Genomic DNA, 21,435 nt, shown 5'->3' on the forward strand with positions numbered 1-21,435 from the left:
ATCTTATAGATAAGTTGAATGAACTTGTTCAACCAACTTATTACCTCTATTCATAAGATGGAGAAATCTCTATATTAACCTTTACGCCTGGCTACTGAGGCGTAAACTTAGTTCTCATTATTTCTTCATCTTATATGGTTTTGATTTAACAAAAATGATTATACGTAATGATTACGATTTAGTCAATACTTTTAGAGCAGAAAGCCTACTTAATTAGAAAACAGCTAACTTATCTATACATATAATTCCCTATATTCATTAGATTTAATAACATTTATCTTTTACACACATATAAATTAGTTCACGTGGACTAGCCGTCCCATAGGGACGGCACATTTATCTTGTTACGTGGTCTTTTCAATCTGAACGATGTATTTCTAAAACATTATTTCACGATAGAACCATTCGGCATATGCTGTGGCACCGTAGCAAGCGTAAGCTTATCCCCTTTGGATGCGGCAAGTATCATGCCCTGAGAAAGTTCTCCTCGTAACTTTACCGGCTTTAAGTTCGTGACACAAATTACTTTCTGACCAGTTAATTCCTCTACCGTTACATGTTGGGCAATACCTGAAACAACTTGTCGTTGTTCATTTCCCATATCCAATTGTATTTTCAGCAATTTATCTGCTTTCTTTATTTTCTCTGCTGCTATCACTTGACCCACTCTTAATTCTACTTTACTAAAGTCATCTATCGAGATCATCGGGACTTCTTCATCTGTTTGTTTTTTGGATTTGTTTTGTTGCTCTTTTTCTTGTTCTTGCTCTTCCTTTGTTTTCACTTTTGCACCCATCGATTCTACAATGTACACTATTTCTTTCTCCATCTCTAATCGAGGGAAGATCGGATCTGCTTTTGCTACTTTTGTACCTTCTGCAATGTTTCCAAGGTGTTGCATACTCTCCCAACTCGTTACGGATTCATCATGTAAGCCAAGCTGTTCCCACATTTTCTTTGGCGTTTCAGCTAAGAAAGGCTGTAACATAATAGAAATACTACGTAATGCCTCAACAAGATGAATCATAACGGATGCAAGCTCTTCCTTACTTTCCTCTTGTTTTGCAAGTTTCCATGGCTCTGTCAGATCAATATATTTATTCGCACTACTAACAAGCTTCCATATAGAAGTTAGTCCTACAGAAAATTGCATCGTTTCTAACGCATCTTCCACTTCGGATATCACTTCGTTCATAGTATGTTTCAATGACTCATCATGCACGGTAACATTGCCTTTATACGTAGGGATAACACCTTCAAAATATTTATGAATCATCGCAACCGTCCGATTTAATAAGTTCCCTAAATCATTGGCTAAGTCAAAATTGATTCTTTCCACAAAGTTTTCTGGAGTGAAACTTCCATCGGCACCAAATGGAACTTCGCGCAATAAATAGTAACGAACGCTATCTAATCCATAACGATCAATAAGCGTCACAGGATCAACCACGTTACCTTTAGATTTCGACATTTTACCACCGTTCATTAACAACCAACCGTGAGCAAAGATCTTTTTCGGTAAAGGCAAGTCCAAGGCCATAAGCAAGACAGGCCAATAGATGGTGTGAAAACGGACAATTTCTTTTCCTACTAAATGAACGTCTGCAGGCCAGAACTTGTTATATTTAGTGGCATCATCAGAACCATATCCCAATGCCGTAATATAATTAGACAATGCATCAATCCATACGTAAACGACGTGTTTAGGATCTCCTGGCACTTTTACTCCCCAATCAAACGTAGTACGGGAAACAGCTAAATCTTCTAGTCCAGGCTTAATGAAATTGTTAATCATTTCATTTTTACGTGACGTTGGTTGAATGAAATCTGGATGATCCTCATAATATTTTAACAGTCTGTCCGCATATTTACTTACCTTAAAGAAATAACTTTCTTCCTTTACTTTACCCACAGCTCTGCCGCAATCCGGGCAATTGCCATCCTCTAATTGTCTTTCTAGGAAAAAGGCTTCACAGTCTGTACAGTACCAACCTTCATAATGATCTAAATAAATATCTCCTTTTTCCAGTAAGGCAGCGAAGATTTTTTCTACAACTTGTTTATGTCTTGTTTCCGTTGTTCGTATAAAATCATCATATTGAACGTCTAGCTTTTTCCATAGCTGTTGAATACCACTTACAATGTCATCTACAAAAGCTTGAGGGGTGACGCCTTGTTCTTTCGCTTTTTTCTCAATTTTTTGACCGTGTTCGTCCGTTCCTGTTAAGTACATGACTTCATATCCACGTAGTCTCTTATACCGTGCCATCGCATCACCTGCAACCGTCGTATAGGCATGACCAATATGTAATTTTCCGCTTGGATAATATATAGGCGTCGTAATATAAAATGTTTTCTTTTCGCTACTCATTTAATGAAAGTCCTCCTATTTTAACATCATAAAATTTTACAATCATGAAATTACCATGAAAATTATCCTGAAACACAAAAAAAAGCCCTTGTCCTATGGGACGAGAGCTGATCACGTGTTACCACCCAAATTTCTCTTTATTCTCACAAACAAAGAGCTTAGTAAGTCATAGACTTCACTCGTTAACGCCAAGCATACGTTGCCTCTTACTAAACAGGTATAACCTATCAGCTCGATAGCAAATCCTCCAGGACCATCTTCCCTTTCCTCATACGATACCAGTTTTCAGCTAACCTGGCTCTCTGTAATCGCTTCGTAAAAGTACTCATCCGTTCATCGGTCACATGTATTAAACATTACATCTTATTACGTATTGTACACAAAACGTTTCTATTTTACCAGCTCGTCCTTTTTGTTGCCAGGAACATCATCTACTTCTGGTACAGGGTCTAATCCACCATCGTGGAAAGGATGACATTTACTAATACGTTTGGCAGTTAATACCAACCCCTTACCAGCACCATGTTTGTCAATGGCTTGCAGTGCATATTCGGAACACGTTGGATAAAATCGACATGTTGGCGGTTTGAGTGGTGAAAGAAACTTTCTATAGAAGTGAATTGGCATCTTCAATGTCCGCTTCATTATCATCTGATCACCCACTACTTACAATCCTTACAGTATCCAAAAACTTCGAATTTATGTTTCACAGGTTCAAAATCATGAGATAAATGCTTCACTTCTTCCATAGGACAATAATGTAGAGGAAACGTTTTTTCACATTGCAAACAAATCAAATGATGGTGATGTTCTTCGCTGCTACAGTGAAGTTTAAACTTCATACCATCTTCAAAAACAAACTGCTCTAGCACGTTCATTTCCGTTAATACACGTAAATTCCGATATACCGTATCGAAACTGAGACCACTGTATGTTTGTGATAAAAATGAATGAACTTGTTTTGCCGTTAACTGTGAAGTTGTGTTGACAAAAAGTTCTGCCAAGGTTTTACGTTGTTCTGTTATACGCAGCCCTTTTTCGGACATTACGTTAAGCACTTCTTGTACAGTCACAAATATCCCTTCTTTAAACTTTCAAGTATTTAAACCTCTTTACAATATATCATAATGATAAAACAGGATAAAGAAAATGAAAACTTTCCCTCCACATTACACTCTTACAATTTAATAGTGCAACGTTGAAACATCTATGCTTATATTTTCAATTCTGGCCAATCTAACTGTACATCTTTAAATAAACCGGAAACAAAATAATTACCGAATGTATCTCGTTTTGGAAATCCGTCTGGGTGAGCAGGAGATACTTCCATCTCTGTGTTGCATGACGAACATGTTACTGTCTTTGTACTTAAAGGTACAAACTGCTTCCCTTTATGTTTTCTTTCCATTCTACATTTTTCATTTGGGCATGCATAAAATAACTGGTAATGAGGCAATCCATTAATTTGGCGTATTCCTTTGTCAATATCTGACCTCAATGCATGATCTTGATTTTTCTGAATAGAAGAAAAATTGTTATTATTTGACGGCTTTTCCCCAACTTTTTCTATCTCAGCTGAAGCTTCCATATAGGATTGAATCATATTATGGCGTACTTCATCTATATTTTTCGTTTTTCCTTTCACAGAAGGCTTGTCTTCTGTGGGTTTCATATCCTGGTAGAACATTTTATATATTTTCTCTACTTCTTGATACGATTTTAGTAGCTCCGTATCTACACCAAATATACTGAACACATGTTCAATGAGTATAAGCTTCTGATACTCATCTACTTCCGCAAGCTCCAAACTCATTTCTTTATCACCATTTTTAACATACAATTTAATATCTTTATCCATTATATGCCTCCTTTCCCTATTAAAATCTTCATGACCATACGGACTCCACTCCTATGCATAGTACAAAATATTTTGTTTAGTTATCCAATATAATCACAAGTGCATTATGTATACAAAGGAAAATATACTTCCTTTTTGACACCAAGTTTCTTAATTCATTAATAATACATCACAAACATCATAAAATAAATATCAAAATGTGTTTGTGCATTAATGCTATAAAGTTCAATGTTAAATAGTAAATATCTAGAATTTAAAATTTTTTAGATTTGCAAACAAAAATCATGACATGTTGAATGATTAATTTTAATAATTTTACCATATATTATATTATTTTTAAACTTATCTTTTAAGCTTATAATGACTTAAACAGGATTGAAAATTACCTGCTGAGTATCTTTGTGTTTATTCTATCAAATCTGAATCATCATAAACACTTTTTTATTGCTTTATTTTAAAAAAGTTTTCTATTTTTTTAAAAACACACAAAACATTTGAGCACTACCTCTTCTTTTTTTCCCTAATCTCAATATAATTTACCTCTTTCATTGGTCTATATTCATGTCTTTTTTGTGGAAGTGATATACTTTTTCACATCTCCTTTTATTTTTGTTGTATAATAAATGAAATGCAATTGAAAATTATTCTCATTTAACCACCCATACTGTAGCGCAATAAGAAAAAACATTCAACTTCTTGTTGCGAAGTCATTGAAAATGATTATCGATTTCATTATAATGATGATTGTATCAAGCGTTTTATCTTCACTCTAATTATTTAATTCGGAAGAATAATTATATATTAAGCGCAAACAGGGAGTGTTTATCATGTCCTTAATGACAAAAAATATGAAAATGATGTACAGTGATAAGCTTGTATTAGATGACATAAATATTGAGATTCCAAAAGGAAAAATTACGGTTTTTTTAGGCAGTAATGGATGTGGTAAATCTACTTTGCTACGTAGCATGGCAAGATTATTAAAACCAAATGAAGGTTCTATTGTATTAGATGGGAAAAACATTCATAAAATCCCGACTAAAAAACTAGCCAAACAACTCGCTATATTACCCCAGAGTCCTGTGCCTCCAGAAGGCTTAACTGTATTCCAACTCGTTAAACAAGGTCGGTATTGTTATCAAAACTTTTTAAAGCAGTGGTCTGAGGAGGATGAATTTTACGTAACGACAGCATTAAAGGCCACCAACATGGAAGCATATAAAGATGCACCTTTGGACACACTCTCCGGTGGACTCAAACAAAGAGCATGGATTGCCATGACATTAGCACAAAACACAGACACTATTTTACTAGATGAGCCAACTACATACTTAGATATAACGCATCAGATTGAAATTTTAGATTTACTTTTTGATTTAAATGAAAAAGAAAACAGAACGATCATTATGGTCTTGCATGATATTAATTTAGCATGTCGTTATGCCCATCATGTAGTAGCGATTAAAGACCGCAAAGTGTATGCGGAAGGTAAACCAGAAACGGTCGTTCACCCACAAATGATTCGTAATGTATTTGATTTGCAATGCCAAGTTATTTGTGATCCGATATATTGCACTCCACTGTGCATACCAACAGGTAAAGGAAGAAAAATTGAATTGGAGGAACGAATGGATGCTGTCGTCTGAGTACAAAACACTATTAAAAGAAAAATTTCACTTCGTTTTTGAAAAAATAGAAGATCCTATATTTTCTATTAGCATGAAAGATATGTTGAATGAAAATACATTAAAAGAAATGATTTTAGAATATGCCAAACACTTAGAAACAGATAACTTTGCTGCCGCTGCATCTATTTACACTAAATATTATGGACACATGATTTGTGGAGTTCCTTTTTTGATGAGTTATTTACATTTACATTTATCCGCAAAACCTGAGCATATGACATTATATGTTGCTAGGAACAACGTCCCGTATATATATTTTGATCAAGCAGCTTGGATACCAACGGAAAATGCGCAAAGTAGTCAGGAATGGAAAGATGATTGTTTGACAGTTTTATTCCAACACAATATTGATCCTTTCTTTCGTACTATCCATAACATGACGAAAATAAAACTAGAAATTCTTTGGGAAAACCTGCTTGGATACGTGAATTACATGTATAGAGAAGGGGTAAAAGAACTGGATGTACCTGATTCATTAAAAACACAAATAAAGCAAGACCATGCATATGTAACGCAAATTGCTGATCCAGCTCTCTATGGCGATTATGAAGCTAACCCTCTACATATTGAAGGTACTTTTATTCCCCATCCAGATCAGCCTAATGAGCAATTCCGAATAAGAAAAACGTGCTGTTTAAAAAAATTGACGATGGATCGAACATGCTGCAGCAACTGTCCAGACTTGAAATTAGATACTGCAATGACTAGTTAATCACTATTCGCAGCAGCTAGTGCAACCTGTAAACCTGCAAAAATAATGAAAAAATAGAGAGCTTAGTTCTCTTTGCTCTCTTCAACATCCTCACTAGAGATATCAGATAATGCAAAATATCCATTAAAAAATCTCCCACCGTGCGGTTCCAGTATATTATCTACAAATGCAATAATCTTTTCTTTCTCCCCTCGCAAATAAAAAGCATCGAAAGCACTCACCAATTCTTCACTCAGTTGAAGGTGATCCACTTTTAGTTGACGAATACCCCATTTCCCAATTCCATTCCAATTTCCTCTTGTTCCTACAATAAATTCATGAATACGTTGCAGCAACGTATTAGCTGTATACAAAAGCTCTTCGCGATCATACAAATCAATGAAATCATATAAGTTATCGGTAATTTCGTAGCGACTCTGGATAATCTGTGATTCTGACCACTGCCCTGGGCCTTCATTAAATAGTTTTTTTGCTTCATTCATGATTTGCTCCCCGATGCCATCGTCTTTGATAACATAAGCGTGACTTAACATTTTCAGCATCGTAGGAATTCTTGTCTCAATAGATTGCTCAAAAAAATAAGGGTATACTTTCGTGTTAATCACGAAAATCTCTACCTGCCTCTCGTTGTAATAAAAAGATTGGCGAAATGGCGTTTCTTCTTCATCATCACAAACGACGATATCTAGGTCTGAATTGACAGTATCGGTACCCATAATGACACTACCAGATAACGATGCAAAACGTGCATTAGGGAAATACTCTGCTACACATGCTTTTGCTGTAGCAATAGCTTCTAAGTTCATTTTCTCTTGCCTCCCCATTGATTTATAACTTTCCTCCAACCATGACATATGAGCATTTATTAAACTATAGGTAAGGTGCCCCATACACATCGTCACTAAGTTACATATACTTGAAGTATCTTAAGAAATGGAAGGAGGACCATTACATGAGCTACGCAAAAGGATATGGTTATAACCCTTGTTCTTGTGCTTCAATCATTTTAGTTTTATTTATCTTACTTGTAATTATCTTGGCAGCTGGATTCGTAGTCTAATGATGGTTAATTATCCTCTCGCACATGCGAGAGGGTAATGTAAAATCCAAATCCAGTATGCTTATACATAGATGACATGACATTTGGAAGATTAGTGATCATTATATTGCTAGCTGAATTATGTATATTCATGATGAGAATTAGATGACACTCGCCTCAATGTAAAAACTGTCACTTTTTAGTTAAAAATACGAACTTTTTATCAGAAAGATACGTGATAAAATAAATTGTAATCACTTAACTATCATGAAGGTGGGAGTATTTCTAATGAAATTTTGGAACCAATCAAAGAAATCTTTTATGCTGCTATTTGTAATAGCACTAGTGCTTGTAGGCTGTAGTAACGAGCAAGAATTATTTGAACCTGAAGCAATCATCGAAGGTGTAGATATTTGTGAAGAATGCAACATGGTTATTGCCGATGATCATCACGCTACACAACTCATTACAGAAGAAGGAAAAGTGTATAAATTTGATGATTTAGGCGATATGGTCCTATGGAAAGAAAAAAACACAGCAAAAGAGATTAACGTAGAATATGTAAGAGATTACAATTCATTAGAGTGGTTAAAAATTGAAGATGCTTATTTTGTGTATGACGCATCATTACATACTCCGATGGGATTTGGTGTATACTCTTTCAATGAAAAAGAAGATGCTGAACAATTTATAGCAGAGCAAGAAGTTGGAAAGTTATTTTCATATGAGCAATTAGTAAACGATCATGAATGGACTAGAGCTAATGCAAATCATGATCATGGCAACCATCAAGAGGAAGGTGACATGGAAAACGACGAGAGCATGGATCATGATGAACACTCTGACATGGAACACGACGAAAGCATGAGCCATGATGAACACTCTGACATGGAACACGACGAAAGCATGAGCCATGATGAACACTCTGACATGGAAAACGACGAGAGCATGAATCATGATGAACATACTGACATGGAAGAAACAAATAGTGAAGAGTAATTTAAATTCGGGAAAGAAGTGTCACTGCATAGGACACTTCTTTTCATATTAAAATCAACATAAACTTATATTCCGTCATTTTTTTATCTCATATCGTTTTCACATTTTGTTTAAAAGACAGACACACTTATTACCGTTACAGCAAAAACATTATGCTAAAATGGAGCATATGGAAAGTGGAGGTGAGCGTACTGAAAAAGAATTACTTGTTATGCATACTGATGCTATTCTTGTACGTTTCTAGCTGGAATACTACTATTTACGCTAATGAGTACGAAGATGCTTCTAAACTGCAAAACATCATTGAGAAAAGTGTTGCAGGAGATAGTATTGTATTTCCAAAAGGAACATATTATGGGACGATAAAAGTAAATAAACCATTAAGTATATCTGCTGCTGAGACAACACTTACTTATGACGCAGATGCTACGTTACTCATTATAGAAGGTGAAAACGTAACAATAGATGGATTAAACATCAATTCCACTCACCCTCACTACAAGCATCGCGTATTAGAAATGTATGGAAATAACCATCAACTTACTAATGTAAACATAGAAACAAAATCAACGGGTATACACTTATTCGGTTCCAGTGATAACACTTTAAGCAACTTGACGATAATAGGAACAACACCTGAAGTACAGAATGGCATGATTCAACGAAGAGGAAACGGTATTGAACTGTATGATGACTCCAATGATAACCATATCATACAAAACCATGTCGACAACATGTATGATGCCATTTATTTAGAAAATGTAGATCGTAACGTTATTGAAGAAAATATCGTGTTTAACTCAAGGTATGCCTATCATTTAATGTACACGAATGATACACAAATTATAAACAATGAAAGTTATCGGAATGTAACGGGTACGATGATTATGCAAGTGAGAAACACAATCGTAAAAAATAATGTGCTGGCTGAACAAAATCAAAACGTGCATTCTCAAGGCATTTTATTATTTGATGCTTACGATACAACGATTGAAAACAATACTGTAGAAGGAAATAGAATTGGAATTATTGTGGAGCGAGCGCAAAGAAATCTCATTCAACATAACTTTATTTCCAAAAATTTTGTAGGCGTGCAGTGGAAAGATTCTACGGAAAACACATTTACAGGCAACACTTTACAGGCAAACGTTGTTCAAGCACAGGCTATTTCAGATACGGATAGCAATAACAATCAAAGTGCTGAGCAAAGTAATATCATCAAAAATAACTTCTGGGATGACTCAGAAAAGCTGGACCTACAAGGAGATACCCAAAGTGATTTAACATATAAGATTAACCCTTATTTTTTAACATTGACAGATGAACGCCCTCAGTTTCAAATTTTATTTCAGTCACCTGGGATGGTTCTATTAGAACAGTTATTTTCCATCGATTCTGATGAATGGGTAAGTGATGAAAGTCCTAGCATGGCTCCACTCCACACAGTAAACACAGACAATGAGCAATCTGTTAGCTTAATCACTGTCTCTATTTTATTTACTGCCTTGAGTTCTTTCGTTATTTTAAAAGCAGGAGTGAAGAAGAATGATTAAAAAAATGAAATTGCATAACGTGATAGGTTACCTCGTCATCACAACCATATTCATCACTGGTTGTGGCGGCGGAGAAAACAATAAAGCAGCAGTAAATGCGGACGACGTTATAGAAGGTGTAGATATTTGTGACGTATGTCATATGGGAGTAGCTAATGATGAATTTGCTACACAACTCGTATTAGAAAACGGAAAAGTGTTAAAATTTGATGATATTGGGTGTCAACATATTTATAAGCGAGACATCAAGCCTGATGCAAATATTGCCGCTGAGTATGTGCGAGACTATTACACACTGGAATGGGTTCACATGCATGAAGCAACCTTCGTATACGATGAGTCTCTGCAAACGCCAATGGGTTTCGGCATTTACTCTTTTAAAGATAAAGAAAGCGCAGAAAAACTCATAGATGAAGAACAATTAGGACAATTACTTACGTTTGACGATTTAAAAGAGGATCACCATTGGAGAGTAGATATAAACATGTATAGTGGAATGGACCTCCATGCCTTCGACCAGAAATGGATAGATTACTATTTCCCAGAAGGCTTACCAGAAGATTATCACTATGAAGGAAATGAAGATCACCAAAACTCTACTGATACAAAAGCAAATCATAACATAGATGAAATACAGAATGAAATGGACGATGAAACTGAGCATGATGGTGACATGCATAATCACAACAACAGTGATGAGGAGACACATCAATGAACGAATGGATTATATTAAATAGGGAGCTTAAGGTTGGTTTTCGCAATCCATGGGCCTACTCCTTTCTGACCTTGTTCACGTTATTTAGTATTTTTCTCATACTTATTCAAGCACAACAAGGTATGGAAGGATACACTAGTACAACAGGGAGTCTGCTGCATTTTATTTTATTTTTACTTCCGCTCATGGCACTGATTTTAGGTTCTTTTTCCCTTACATCAGAAAAAGAAGACGGGGCTTGGAAACTTTTAGCGACGTATTCCATCTCTACACGTTCTTTTATCATCGGTAAATTTACTGGCATTACTATCCTTCTCATTACGATTATTTTGTTTGGATACGGGATTTCTGGATTGTTTGGTGCCATATTTGGACAACCAATACATTTCAATACTTTTATTTTTTTCGTTTTCTTTTCGATTTTGCTCATATTGCTCTATACAGGAATTTCATTTATTATAGGAAGCATTGCTTCCAATCGATGGACAGCGCTTACACTATGTGTTGCTGTATGGTTTATCACCATTGTTGGTTGGCCTACGATTCTAATATCTTCCGTAGGATGGTTACACTACACGTGGATTAAACCCGCGCTTGTTGTATTGACATTTTTAAACCCTGCGGAGCTTATTCGCTTTTTTATGGTAGTCCAAATGGATGGTGGTTCTATATTCGGTGAAGAATACTACCAATGGGTGAATTGGGCGGAAGGTAGTTACGGCAGTATGGTTTTTGGTTTGGTCATGTTAGCTTGGCTTATGCTTACCATTTTTGTGGCAACGTTCATATGGGAAAGAAGGCGATACCGTGTCTAATCCACCTATTTTACAGATTGATAAATTAACTAAAGTCATAAAAAACAAGACGATTGTGGAGCCTTTCTCCTTAGCGATGAAAGAAGGAGAAGTCATCGCGCTCTGCGGTGGAAATGGAGCTGGAAAAAGCACGATTATACGTATGATCGTAGGGCTTACACAGCCCACTGCTGGAAGCATTCATCTATGCGGCTATGCTGCAACAAAACATCGCAAAAAAATTGCAGATCTTTTTGGATATATGCCAGATGACTTTCAATTTACAAATGGTTTAACTGCCTATGAAACACTACAATTTTATGCTAAATTAAAACAAGCATCGAAGAAAAATATAGATGAATTATTAGCGCAAGTAGGTCTATACGAAGTAAGAGGGAAAAAAGTGAATACATTTTCAAAAGGGATGAGACAACGTCTGATATTTGCACAAGCGTTACTGTCATCTCCTCCCCTACTTATTTTAGATGAACCTACTAACGGACTAGATCCTTTTTGGATGGATTCCTTTGTCACGTTAATGAAACTAGCAAAAGAAAATAATCAGTCCGTTCTCTTTTCCAGTCATCAGCTTCATATTGCTGAACAAGTGGCGGATAAACTCATATTTTTAAACGAGGGACACATATTGGCTCAAGGTGAAACAAAGCAATTCCAAGAACAGTATGGTGAGAACGGCTTACATGGCGCCTTTTCTAAAATTGTCATGAAGGAGACAAACTAAATGAAAAAACTACTAACAACGATGGTATTGACCCTTACACTTATTCTTTCAGGATGTGGCACTACTGATGAGCTGCCAGAGTTAGAATTAGCAACATATAGTCTCGATTACCCAGATCAAATTAAAGTAGGAGAACCCGTTACATTTAACGTAACATTATCTGACCTTTCTAATTATGAAGGCATAGATGTCGAAGTGGATTTTATTAAAACATTTACAGACCAAGATGATAGAATTAACCTTGAATCGGAACAAGAAGAAACAGTATTTACAACAGAAGAGCACACATTTACGGAAGCTGGTACATACGATATTGTCATCCACATGTACTTACCTTGGTTTCATCAACAAGAAAATGGTGGACAAGTCATCGTTGCAGAATAAATGTCTATGCCGAGCATGAGAAGAACTAAGAGCATCATCTAAATAAAACAAACATGATGGAAATGACAGCATGCTTTTTCATATAAATGGCATGCTCTTTCATATCAACTAGTGCTTTAGTGCTAGCATAAGCATTATACGCTTCACCTTAAAATTTTTCCCAACCCATGTAGGTAGGGATTTTTTTAGTAAAAATTGGTTTGAATGCCCATTGACCGACATACCCCCACCTGTATATAATGAAAATACATACAACAAAGAATTGAGGCACGCACGATGGATTACAACATGCAGATGAAAAATAGACTGAAAAGAATTGAAGGACAAATACGCGGTGTGTTAAACATGATGGAAACAGAACAAGACTGTAAAGAAGTCGTTAGTCAAATGTTAGCCGCTCGGAATGCAATAGACCGTAATATTGGTGTTATTGTTAGTAAAAACTTAGAAGATTGTCTACGTCTTCAAATTGAAAAAGGCGAGCAAACGGATGATATATTAAAAGAAGCTGTAGACTTATTTGTAAAAAGTAGATAATGAAGAGTAGAGTATATTAAATCAATACATGTTTTGTACTATCCCTGAGGCTGTTCTAAAGTAGATCTTCTGCTTTAAGGACAGTTTCTTTTTTAAGAGAAGTTTCTTCTTTCAGGGCAGTTTTTCATAAAAAAAGAACATGCATCATTAGAGCATGTTCTCCATCAACATTCATTACATTTTAAAATATGACATGAAATCTCACCAGATTCAAAATTACATGGAAACACTCTTACTATCTTCTGCTTGCTTATCACGTTTTGCTACATACGGTACTCTCTTCGGGAAAGCACCAAATAAAACCCAGGAACCTCTAATATACCTCATCGCCATACCAACTACCATCCATGAAAGGAATAACGCAGCTGCAATCATCGCCATGGCACTTAAATGAAAGCCAAGTGGGTGACCGCTAATGCCGATGTTGTCAACATATAAAAAATTTACTAATGGATGAATCAAATAAACTCCAAAAGAAACGACGCCAAGATGGATAAGACCATTTACTACAAATACGGGTAATTTACGATACAACCAATAAGAAAGCTGCATGACCACAATAGCCGTTAAAATGGATCTCACATTCCACATGAACAAACTCCATAAAGCATAATACTGTATTTGCCACTGATGTACATTGACTCCGTACTCCACTATCACATTTACTCCCATACTGATGAAAGCCAAACACCAAAAAGAAATAAAACCTACTGCATGGTGTTTAAAATAAGATTTGGTAATTAAAATAAACTTCTCTATTTTATCGTAATAAATCCCCATAAATGCACCTAGAAAATAAAAAGAAAAGTAAGATAACGCAATACTACCGTTCGTTATAGGAAACTCATGCCAAGGTACTTGTTTGACTTCGGTGTAAATAACAAACGACCACTGCAACGCAAAACCAATAAAAATACTAAGGCGTGCTAACGTTTTAAATGTTTTCATTAAAGCCAGCAATATTGGAAACAAAATATACAATTGCACACTAATAAACACAAAATATAAATGACCGTTCGCAGTGCCTGTCCATAATTGATGCAGAAATTCAAATAATGCTGCTTTGTAACTAGGATAATCAATATAATAATAAGCTTTAAAACCAAAATAAACGGCTGATATTAAAATAAATGGAATGATAATATACATTAATCTTCGCTTATAAAATTGACCTATTCTCTTTATATTCCAAGGTTTATGGTAATAGCTTAAAAATAGGACAAAACTACTTAACATAATAAAAGTAGGCGTACCAAATTTCGCTATCGTATGTGCAGCAAGATAGAGCGGATACCAAGTAGAATCCGGCGTTAAGCGAACAAAAAACTCTCCAATACTATGGAAAAATACCACAGAAAAAATAGCAATAGCTCGTACAATAAAAAGTTCGTCGATCTGCTTTTGCTTTTGTTTTTGCATGATGTACTCCCCTTTATGCAAAGGATAAAATATGATCTATATAGATGTATACCATCTAAAGTAATAGGAACATAGACCATGCAACATTATAACAGATATAGGACAAATAATATACTATCATCCATATTAGTCAATAATAAAAATATTGGAGAAAGTAACATATCATAGAGAAGGATACGATACTTTCTCCAAAAAAGAAGGTTAATATGATAGAAAAGTGTTCGTCATAGTACAAAATGCAATGTGTTGTATACGCTATGCAATGTACGTGGGCAAAAATGTTATACACCATGCACATTTATATTACAACTTTTCAGCGACACCGTATATTTCAAACTCTCCAGAGCCAGTACCCGCTATACGTTCTATTTCAATCTTCACCACATTACTAAACGTGAACCCTCTTTCTACTGTTTGGTCGACATCAACAACTTCCACACTGTTATTTTTGCGAGTTATTGTAGTTCTAATAGAGCCCCCATCTGTATAAATTTGAATAGAAGCTGATACAATACGGGGGACATCAGACCTGTATATTTCTCTTTTTCCAACAATGTTATTTAAATTAAATTCCTGAAAACTATCTTCAGAAGTTAATAAATGAATGGACTTACCAGGAACAACAGCTCTACGATCTCTAATAGACATATCCTTACCTCCTCTTCTCCTTTATAGTGAAAAACGATGAAACCTAATATAACAAAACATTGTTTTTCATTTATTTCTATGCTATGTCTCAACTTCATGAATGAACACCCAGCTACATTCCCCCTTCTCGTTGTGCTATATCATATGTGTCAAGATACATTTTGCTTGGACGATGAAACAAATATACACACATACAAAAGAGCCATCGAACAGGCAATGATTCCAAAAAAGCTAGATCATGACTCTAACTATTGGATGCAATACCTGCGATGACTCTTTTTGCAAAATAATATAAGCTATATTAAGAATATAAACTAATTATGTTATGACATTCATGCTATGACTGAAGTACAGATTGGAATAATAAATTCAGTGTATAATAGACTTCACCATTTGTTACAATACGATTGCTATCTAAGCGATCCACTATGATGTTATCCACTAGTTCTAAATCCACTGCTTGCTGCCACACATCTTCTTCTAAAGAAAGCTCCGCATCATGCAGTTTAATCAGGATAGTAGCCATATCATCACGGAGTAACGTTTCCTCTGTGTAAGTTCCATATAACTGTTGTACCATTTCTATCATAGGCGATACATCTTCTTCTACATCTAATCGCTTCAATCCATTACCCAAAACATTAAACATTCTTCCAGGTGATGCTTCTTCCTCTACTGCAAAACGTTCGTTGGTATACCCACCAACAATGACACCAATATTGATTAAATTCGTAAGCGCATCATCGTTCCATTCCCCTTCAAAAGGATAATCCACAGTAAATTGATCAATATAAGCACCTTGCTCCATTAATGTTTCACGTAGCTGTTGTATTAACGTTTCATCTTTGGACATTTCACGGAACGTTATATTTTCGTCCATGGATAGTTTAGCCGCTAACCCACCAGCTTGGGCTACATTCATACCAGTAGGGATCATGCGAGTCGTCCCTGCTGCTAGAGAAGAGTATCCTGCCGAACGACTCACGACAAGTAATTGATCCACTTCTACTGGAACGGTAGAACGAAATGGTATGGCATAGCGATCTGGACTAGATATCACATAACCCTGATTTTCTGGAGATGTGGATTGCACATCCACAGGATAACCACCGATAGCGATACTGTCCCAGTGATCTTTATTTCTCCAAATATCTGACATTGGCAATTGGTATTCAGCTAAAATATGTCTCGTCTCACGTATATACATTTCTGTTGGATAACTTGCAATCTCAGCATTTTCAAATCCTGGTATATTCTCTTGGAAATACGTAACGATGTGATCTATTTCTCTAATGCCGCGCTCCAAACCTTCCTGTTTGGAAGCTTCATCTAAGCCATCCACACCGAACACTTGCAAAGCATTAATGTAAAAATGCTCCGTACCCTCACTATCCATCGTGCGAGCGACGTTTAAACCACGCAAATGTGTATCTGCTTCTTTCTCTTCGTATACATGATGAAGTTCTCCATAACCCCATGCTGCATCTCCCGTAGCTTCATAACCGCCTAATACGTCTTGATTGCTTTTGTCTCTCACTTTTTCCCAATCTACATTTTTCAAATGAATCATCGGTGTAACAGCCATCTGTTCATCGTTCAAGTTTAAATCTTCATTACCTACAAAATAAGGGACACCTGCCATAGCAGCTAAATCAGCATCTTGTGTAGCATCAATGAACCTTTGTCCTGTTATTTTTTTCGTTCCTTCTTCATTTTGCAAGGTAATAGCGTTTAAAATTGCACCATCTTCTTCGCTAAAGTGAACATCCACTAATGTCGTTTCTAGTGCAAGCGTAATATTTTCTTCATCTTGTATTAATTTTAAAAATGCAGCTTCCGCAAGCTCAATATCAAAAGCGCTGCCTCCGCCAACCATGTTGTGCCATTCCGTAAAGATACCTTCACTTAATAACTTTCCATCTTTATCTTGTGGTAAGTCTAGGAAATTCAACATCGCTACGGTCATTAATCCGCCTAACCTATCTCTTGGTTCCACTAGTAATGTATCGCAGCCATTTCTTGCCGCAGAAACTGCTGCTGCCACGCCTTCTGGTTCCCCACCTACAACAATACACTCATATGCATCTGCTAGAGACGGTAGTGCTTCTGGATAAACATAATTTTCCACCAATTGCTTCTCTTCATCGGTAGGTGTGGGATCATTATCACTAAACACACCACTTTCATTTAAATAGACAAAGCCAAAAACTGCTATAGCGAATACGACAAGTAAAGCAATAATGGTCGTCGGTTTACGTAGTATAACTTTCAAAATATCACTCCTATTTATATATGTAATGAATATGATGACTACAACATAGAGACATTAAAGCAAGTTATCCTTCCTAATATAAGTGAACATCATTTCAGTTTCATTTTATCCACCTTGAATCTATTAACACAAACTAAAAAATGCATAGAAATTCCCTCACTTCTTACGTAGCGAGGGAAACGTAAGATATGAAAAACAAAAACTATTGGTTAGCTTATATAGATATAGGCGTAGCTCATACAGGCATCATTTGTTTTGACACCATTCATGAACTATTTTCTTGCTTATTTGTCATTGTCAACAATATTTATTGTACAGAAAATAAATGACAAGTCAAATCGTACAAACATGTTATTTTACAGAAAATAATTAGGAAAAGTGTCCTACTACAGCTTCTTGCATGATATGTTCTATAATCTCTAATGCTTCATCCACTTCGCTACTCTTCACCCCTGCATGCGTGACCGCACGAATTCGACCATAACCTAATTCCGCAACATGCAATCCTCTTTCTTTCGCCATCTTAACAAAATTTTGCCAACTTATATTTGGGTGCTCTATAGTAAAAAATACAATATTTGTTTCTACCATTTGGATATCACAATGTATTCCATCCATACGGCTGAGACCTTCTGCTAGTTTATAAGCATTTTGATGATCTTCTCTTAATCGATCTACCATCTTCTCTAATGCCACTATACCCGGCGCGGCCATAATCCCAACTTGTCTCATGCCTCCACCTAGCATTTTACGAATGCGATACACTTTTTGGATAAAGTCATGACTCCCTACTACCATAGATCCTATCGGTGCAGATAGACCTTTGGATAAACAAAATTGTAGTGAGTCAGCATACTGAGCAATTTCATTTACTGGGAGGTCTAGGGCAACAGCGGCATTAAACACCCTTGCTCCATCCATATGCACAGGTAGTTGATTTTCCTTTGCAAACACGCTAACTTCATGTAGATAGGATAAAGGTAACACTCTTCCTCCCATTCGATTATGCGGATTTTCTAAACAGATGAGAGATGGTAGAGCAAATTGAGGATCTTCAAATTCTTTGGGAATTGCTTCAGCTAAATCTTCTATAGCTAGCGTTCCATCCTTCTTTGTTCTTATCGGTTCGTACATTACTCCTCCACAAACCGCTGCTCCTCCCGCTTCATAAATAAAAATATCCGTTTCATCACCTACCAAAACTTTAGATCCACGAGGAGAATGGGCCATGATAGCGCTTAAGTTTGCCATTGTTCCACTGGGCATAAAGATAGCAGCTTCTTTTCCCATTACATCTGCTGCATGCTGCTGTAATTGCTTCACTGTCGGATCTTCTTGGTATACATCATCCCCTAATGCCGCCAAAGGAATTGCCTCTAGCATTTCTTTTGTAGGTAATGTAAACGTATCACTACGTAATTCAATCATTTCATCTTCACTCCTACTTGTATTGGATTTACTTCCATTTGTATGCTATTTACGGCTTTCTCTAAGCAAGCAGTTGTCTCTGATGCAGTGTCTGTATGTGCAATAATATAGCCTATTCTGTCATACGCATTTTGTGGCGTCCTGATGTCTTTCCCTAACTTTGCTGTTACTACTACTTGTTTTACTCCTTCCATTTGCTCCACTGCTTCAACCCCTTTGACAGACACTAATGTACCCGTTTGATTAGGTTGAATAAATCGTATGCCAGCGACCCCGTTACTACGTAGAGCATGCGCCGTTGGCCCTTGCAAAAAACATCGTATTTGCTGCTCTAGTACGTCCACCCCTGTTGTATGATGAATGAGCTCTGGTATCATTCCACCAGCCATCCGCCCATTCATCTCAATAATAGAACAACCCTCTTCTGTCCATTTAACCTCGGTATGCGTGGCTCCATTCTCTATGCCAACTGCGTCTATCGCTTGTCGCACTGTCTCTATCATATGACGCTCTTGCTCTAAGGCTAGTGTTGCTGGAAATTGATGACCTGCTTCCACGAAGTAAGGAAAACCAGAAACATACTTTTTTGTAATGCCAAGTACCATCGTTTCCCCTTGCCAACTTAACATTTCTACACTGTACTCATCACCTGCAACAAACTGTTCGATAAGCACAACAGAAGCGTTTTGTTGTCCTCTCACATTATAAGTAGTAGACAGAATGTGTTGCACTTGCTTCTCCACTTGCTGTAGCGTTTCACAGTACAATACATTATTAGATCCACTATCATCAACTGGTTTGACAATACAGGGCAATCCTATTTTATCTAAAGCCTCATTGATTTGTGTCCTATGTTTTAGAGCATAAAAATGTGGCTGCTTTACTTTCGATGTCGCCAACTGTTGTCGAGTAAAGTATTTATTTCGAACATTCTTCATAGAGTTTAATGAATTCCCGCATAATTCAAAACACGATGCTAGATAAGCTACAGTCTCTAAATAAAATTCACTTGTCGTCATGATTCCTGCTATATGTGATCTATCAACCGTTGTTTCTACTACATGCTTAAGCTGCTCCACATCATTAGTGTTACACGTAATAACACGGCTTCCCGTCTCTTCTAATCCGCGATATCGTTGTGGTTTATTTGTAAAAAAGAAAGGTTGATAACCGAGTGCTGTCACCTTTTTCAAAGCTAACATGCCTGTACCTGTTGTATTGGCTTCAATGAATATGACGATAGTATTAGACATGTTCAAATACTCCTTTCATTTCAGCATAAGACCAATGCTCTACGGTTGTCTGATTCGATACTCGTTGAGGTTCCCTCGGTAAAACAAGATTGTGTATTCCTTTCTCTTGGTGATAAGCAGAATGATATATATTGTGTGCGTATCGGTCTCCACGATCAGGCAAGATTGCTACGATGTTAACGGACTCTTTTACTTGTTGACTAATATAACGAGCTACAGCATACACAGAGCCCGAGGAGTTGCCCGCAAAAATCTGTTGCTCTTTAGCGAGCTGTAATGTCGCAGCAAAAGCTTCCTCATCATTCAACCAATGCACCTCATCTACTAATGCATGTTGCACGTTTTTAGCAATGAGAGAATTGCCTAAGCCTCCTTGTAAACGTTTTGGACGATCAGGTTGACCGAATATGACACTACCTACTGCATCAACCGCCACTACTTTTAAATTGGGATGATACTGTTTGAGTGCCTTTGCTGTTCCACATAACGAACCCCCACTACCAACAGAACCGATTAATATATCCACTTGCGGTATATCTGCTACTATCTCTTCAGCACATTGAATATAGGCATTGGGATTATCAGGATTTTCATATTGTCGAGGCCAAAATGCGGACGGCATTTCTTGTAACATTTGTTGTAATCGTTCAAGGCGAGCACTCTGCCAACCTTGCGCACTCATTTTATCTACAACGTGAACATGGCATCCTAACGACGTCAATTTTGCAAGCGTAATGGAATCGATACGTGGATCGGTTACGATGTGTACTTCATGCCCTAAATATGTACCAACCAGAGCCACACCACAAGCCAATGTACCTGATGAACTCTCGATAATTGGTGCACCATCCAACAGTTCTCCTCTACGTTTCGCTTCCAAAATAATATGTTTTGCGACGCGATCCTTCATTCCAAAAGGATTCTGCAACTCTAGCTTTCCATATACATTTCCTTTACAACATGAATCTAATTTCAACCGAACGAGCGGGGTATTGCCAATACAATCTAGCATCGTATCTCTAA

Annotated in this window: 20 protein-coding genes; 9 read left to right on the forward strand and 11 right to left on the reverse strand. The window is 36.6% G+C overall.

The features are described from left to right. Nucleotides 1–385: 385 nt before the first annotated feature. From metG to D1Z92_RS10525, 4 genes are all read right to left on the reverse strand, one after another. The gene (gene metG / locus D1Z92_RS10510) at nt 386–2,371 is read right to left on the reverse strand and encodes a methionine--tRNA ligase (protein ID WP_128895634.1); all 1,986 of its coding nucleotides are present in this window, start codon (nt 2,369–2,371) and stop codon (nt 386–388) included. 390 nt (nt 2,372–2,761) lie between these two features. Next, nucleotides 2,762–3,016, reverse strand: a complete 255-nt coding sequence (yidD, locus tag D1Z92_RS10515) for a membrane protein insertion efficiency factor YidD (RefSeq protein ID WP_128895635.1) — start codon at nt 3,014–3,016, stop codon at nt 2,762–2,764. Nucleotides 3,017–3,033: 17 nt separating this feature from the next. Then, on the reverse strand, nt 3,034–3,444 hold the full coding sequence (locus D1Z92_RS10520) for a Fur family transcriptional regulator (protein ID WP_128895636.1): 411 nt from the start codon (nt 3,442–3,444) through the stop codon (nt 3,034–3,036). Nucleotides 3,445–3,584: 140 nt separating this feature from the next. Then, complete coding sequence (locus D1Z92_RS10525; protein WP_128895637.1) at nt 3,585–4,229, reverse strand: hypothetical protein; 645 nt, start codon at nt 4,227–4,229, stop codon at nt 3,585–3,587. A gap of 836 nt (nt 4,230–5,065) precedes the next feature. On the opposite strand from D1Z92_RS10525, the gene D1Z92_RS10530 reads away from it, so the two are divergent. Together D1Z92_RS10530 and D1Z92_RS10535 are read left to right on the forward strand one after the other, a co-directional pair. Then, the gene (locus D1Z92_RS10530) at nt 5,066–5,875 is read left to right on the forward strand and encodes an ABC transporter ATP-binding protein (RefSeq protein WP_370741269.1); all 810 of its coding nucleotides are present in this window, start codon (nt 5,066–5,068) and stop codon (nt 5,873–5,875) included. Continuing rightward, a complete protein-coding gene (locus D1Z92_RS10535) occupies nt 5,862–6,629 on the forward strand; it encodes a hypothetical protein (RefSeq protein WP_128895638.1) in 768 nt (255 codons plus the stop codon). The genes D1Z92_RS10530 and D1Z92_RS10535 overlap by 14 nt, the downstream gene beginning before the upstream one ends. A 62-nt stretch (nt 6,630–6,691) precedes the next feature. On the opposite strand, the gene D1Z92_RS10540 is transcribed toward D1Z92_RS10535, so the two are convergent. After that, the gene (locus tag D1Z92_RS10540) at nt 6,692–7,435 is read right to left on the reverse strand and encodes a nucleotidyltransferase domain-containing protein (RefSeq protein WP_128895639.1); all 744 of its coding nucleotides are present in this window, start codon (nt 7,433–7,435) and stop codon (nt 6,692–6,694) included. A 521-nt stretch (nt 7,436–7,956) separates the two neighbouring features. On the opposite strand from D1Z92_RS10540, the gene D1Z92_RS10545 reads away from it, so the two are divergent. From D1Z92_RS10545 to D1Z92_RS10575, 7 genes are all read left to right on the forward strand, one after another. Further along, the gene (locus D1Z92_RS10545; RefSeq protein WP_164931560.1) at nt 7,957–8,667 is read left to right on the forward strand and encodes a nitrous oxide reductase accessory protein NosL; all 711 of its coding nucleotides are present in this window, start codon (nt 7,957–7,959) and stop codon (nt 8,665–8,667) included. 176 nt (nt 8,668–8,843) lie between these two features. Beyond that, nucleotides 8,844–10,220 carry a right-handed parallel beta-helix repeat-containing protein gene (locus D1Z92_RS10550; RefSeq protein ID WP_164931561.1) on the forward strand — a complete coding sequence of 459 codons (1,377 nt, stop codon included), beginning with the start codon at nt 8,844–8,846 and terminating at the stop codon, nt 10,218–10,220. Next, entirely contained in the window at nt 10,213–10,935 is a 723-nt protein-coding gene (locus tag D1Z92_RS10555; RefSeq protein ID WP_128895642.1) for a nitrous oxide reductase accessory protein NosL, read from the forward strand. Before D1Z92_RS10550 ends, D1Z92_RS10555 begins: the two co-directional genes overlap by 8 nt. Next, complete coding sequence (locus D1Z92_RS10560; protein WP_128895643.1) at nt 10,932–11,750, forward strand: ABC transporter permease; 819 nt, start codon at nt 10,932–10,934, stop codon at nt 11,748–11,750. The genes D1Z92_RS10555 and D1Z92_RS10560 overlap by 4 nt, the downstream gene beginning before the upstream one ends. After that, nucleotides 11,743–12,471 (forward strand): ABC transporter ATP-binding protein, encoded by a 729-nt coding sequence (locus D1Z92_RS10565; protein WP_240666668.1) that lies wholly within the window; start codon nt 11,743–11,745, stop codon nt 12,469–12,471. The genes D1Z92_RS10560 and D1Z92_RS10565 overlap by 8 nt, the downstream gene beginning before the upstream one ends. Beyond that, complete coding sequence (locus tag D1Z92_RS10570; RefSeq protein WP_128895644.1) at nt 12,472–12,855, forward strand: hypothetical protein; 384 nt, start codon at nt 12,472–12,474, stop codon at nt 12,853–12,855. A 276-nt stretch (nt 12,856–13,131) separates the two neighbouring features. Next, nucleotides 13,132–13,392, forward strand: a complete 261-nt coding sequence (locus tag D1Z92_RS10575) for a metal-sensitive transcriptional regulator (RefSeq protein ID WP_128895645.1) — start codon at nt 13,132–13,134, stop codon at nt 13,390–13,392. A 216-nt stretch (nt 13,393–13,608) separates the two neighbouring features. Here the strand turns inward: D1Z92_RS10575 and D1Z92_RS10580 are convergent, their stop codons facing one another. The 6 genes from D1Z92_RS10580 to D1Z92_RS10605 all read right to left on the reverse strand — a co-directional run bounded on the left by D1Z92_RS10580 (nt 13,609) and on the right by D1Z92_RS10605 (nt 21,424). Further along, entirely contained in the window at nt 13,609–14,811 is a 1,203-nt protein-coding gene (locus D1Z92_RS10580; protein WP_128895646.1) for an acyltransferase, read from the reverse strand. A 303-nt stretch (nt 14,812–15,114) separates the two neighbouring features. Continuing rightward, entirely contained in the window at nt 15,115–15,459 is a 345-nt protein-coding gene (locus tag D1Z92_RS10585; RefSeq protein WP_128895647.1) for an S-Ena type endospore appendage, read from the reverse strand. A 337-nt stretch (nt 15,460–15,796) separates the two neighbouring features. Then, a complete protein-coding gene (locus D1Z92_RS10590; RefSeq protein WP_164931562.1) occupies nt 15,797–17,731 on the reverse strand; it encodes an FAD-dependent oxidoreductase in 1,935 nt (644 codons plus the stop codon). A gap of 369 nt (nt 17,732–18,100) precedes the next feature. Then, a complete protein-coding gene (gene ltaE, locus D1Z92_RS10595; protein WP_128895649.1) occupies nt 18,101–19,159 on the reverse strand; it encodes a low-specificity L-threonine aldolase in 1,059 nt (352 codons plus the stop codon). Next, nucleotides 19,156–20,412, reverse strand: a complete 1,257-nt coding sequence (locus D1Z92_RS10600) for an ATP-grasp domain-containing protein (protein ID WP_128895650.1) — start codon at nt 20,410–20,412, stop codon at nt 19,156–19,158. The genes ltaE and D1Z92_RS10600 overlap by 4 nt, the downstream gene beginning before the upstream one ends. Beyond that, on the reverse strand, nt 20,405–21,424 hold the full coding sequence (locus D1Z92_RS10605; RefSeq protein ID WP_370741270.1) for a cysteine synthase family protein: 1,020 nt from the start codon (nt 21,422–21,424) through the stop codon (nt 20,405–20,407). Before D1Z92_RS10605 ends, D1Z92_RS10600 begins: the two co-directional genes overlap by 8 nt. Nucleotides 21,425–21,435: the final 11 nt, after the last annotated feature.

Source organism: Longirhabdus pacifica (genome assembly GCF_004115085.1).
Classification (GTDB): Bacteria; Bacillota; Bacilli; order Paenibacillales; family DSM-105158; genus Longirhabdus; species Longirhabdus pacifica.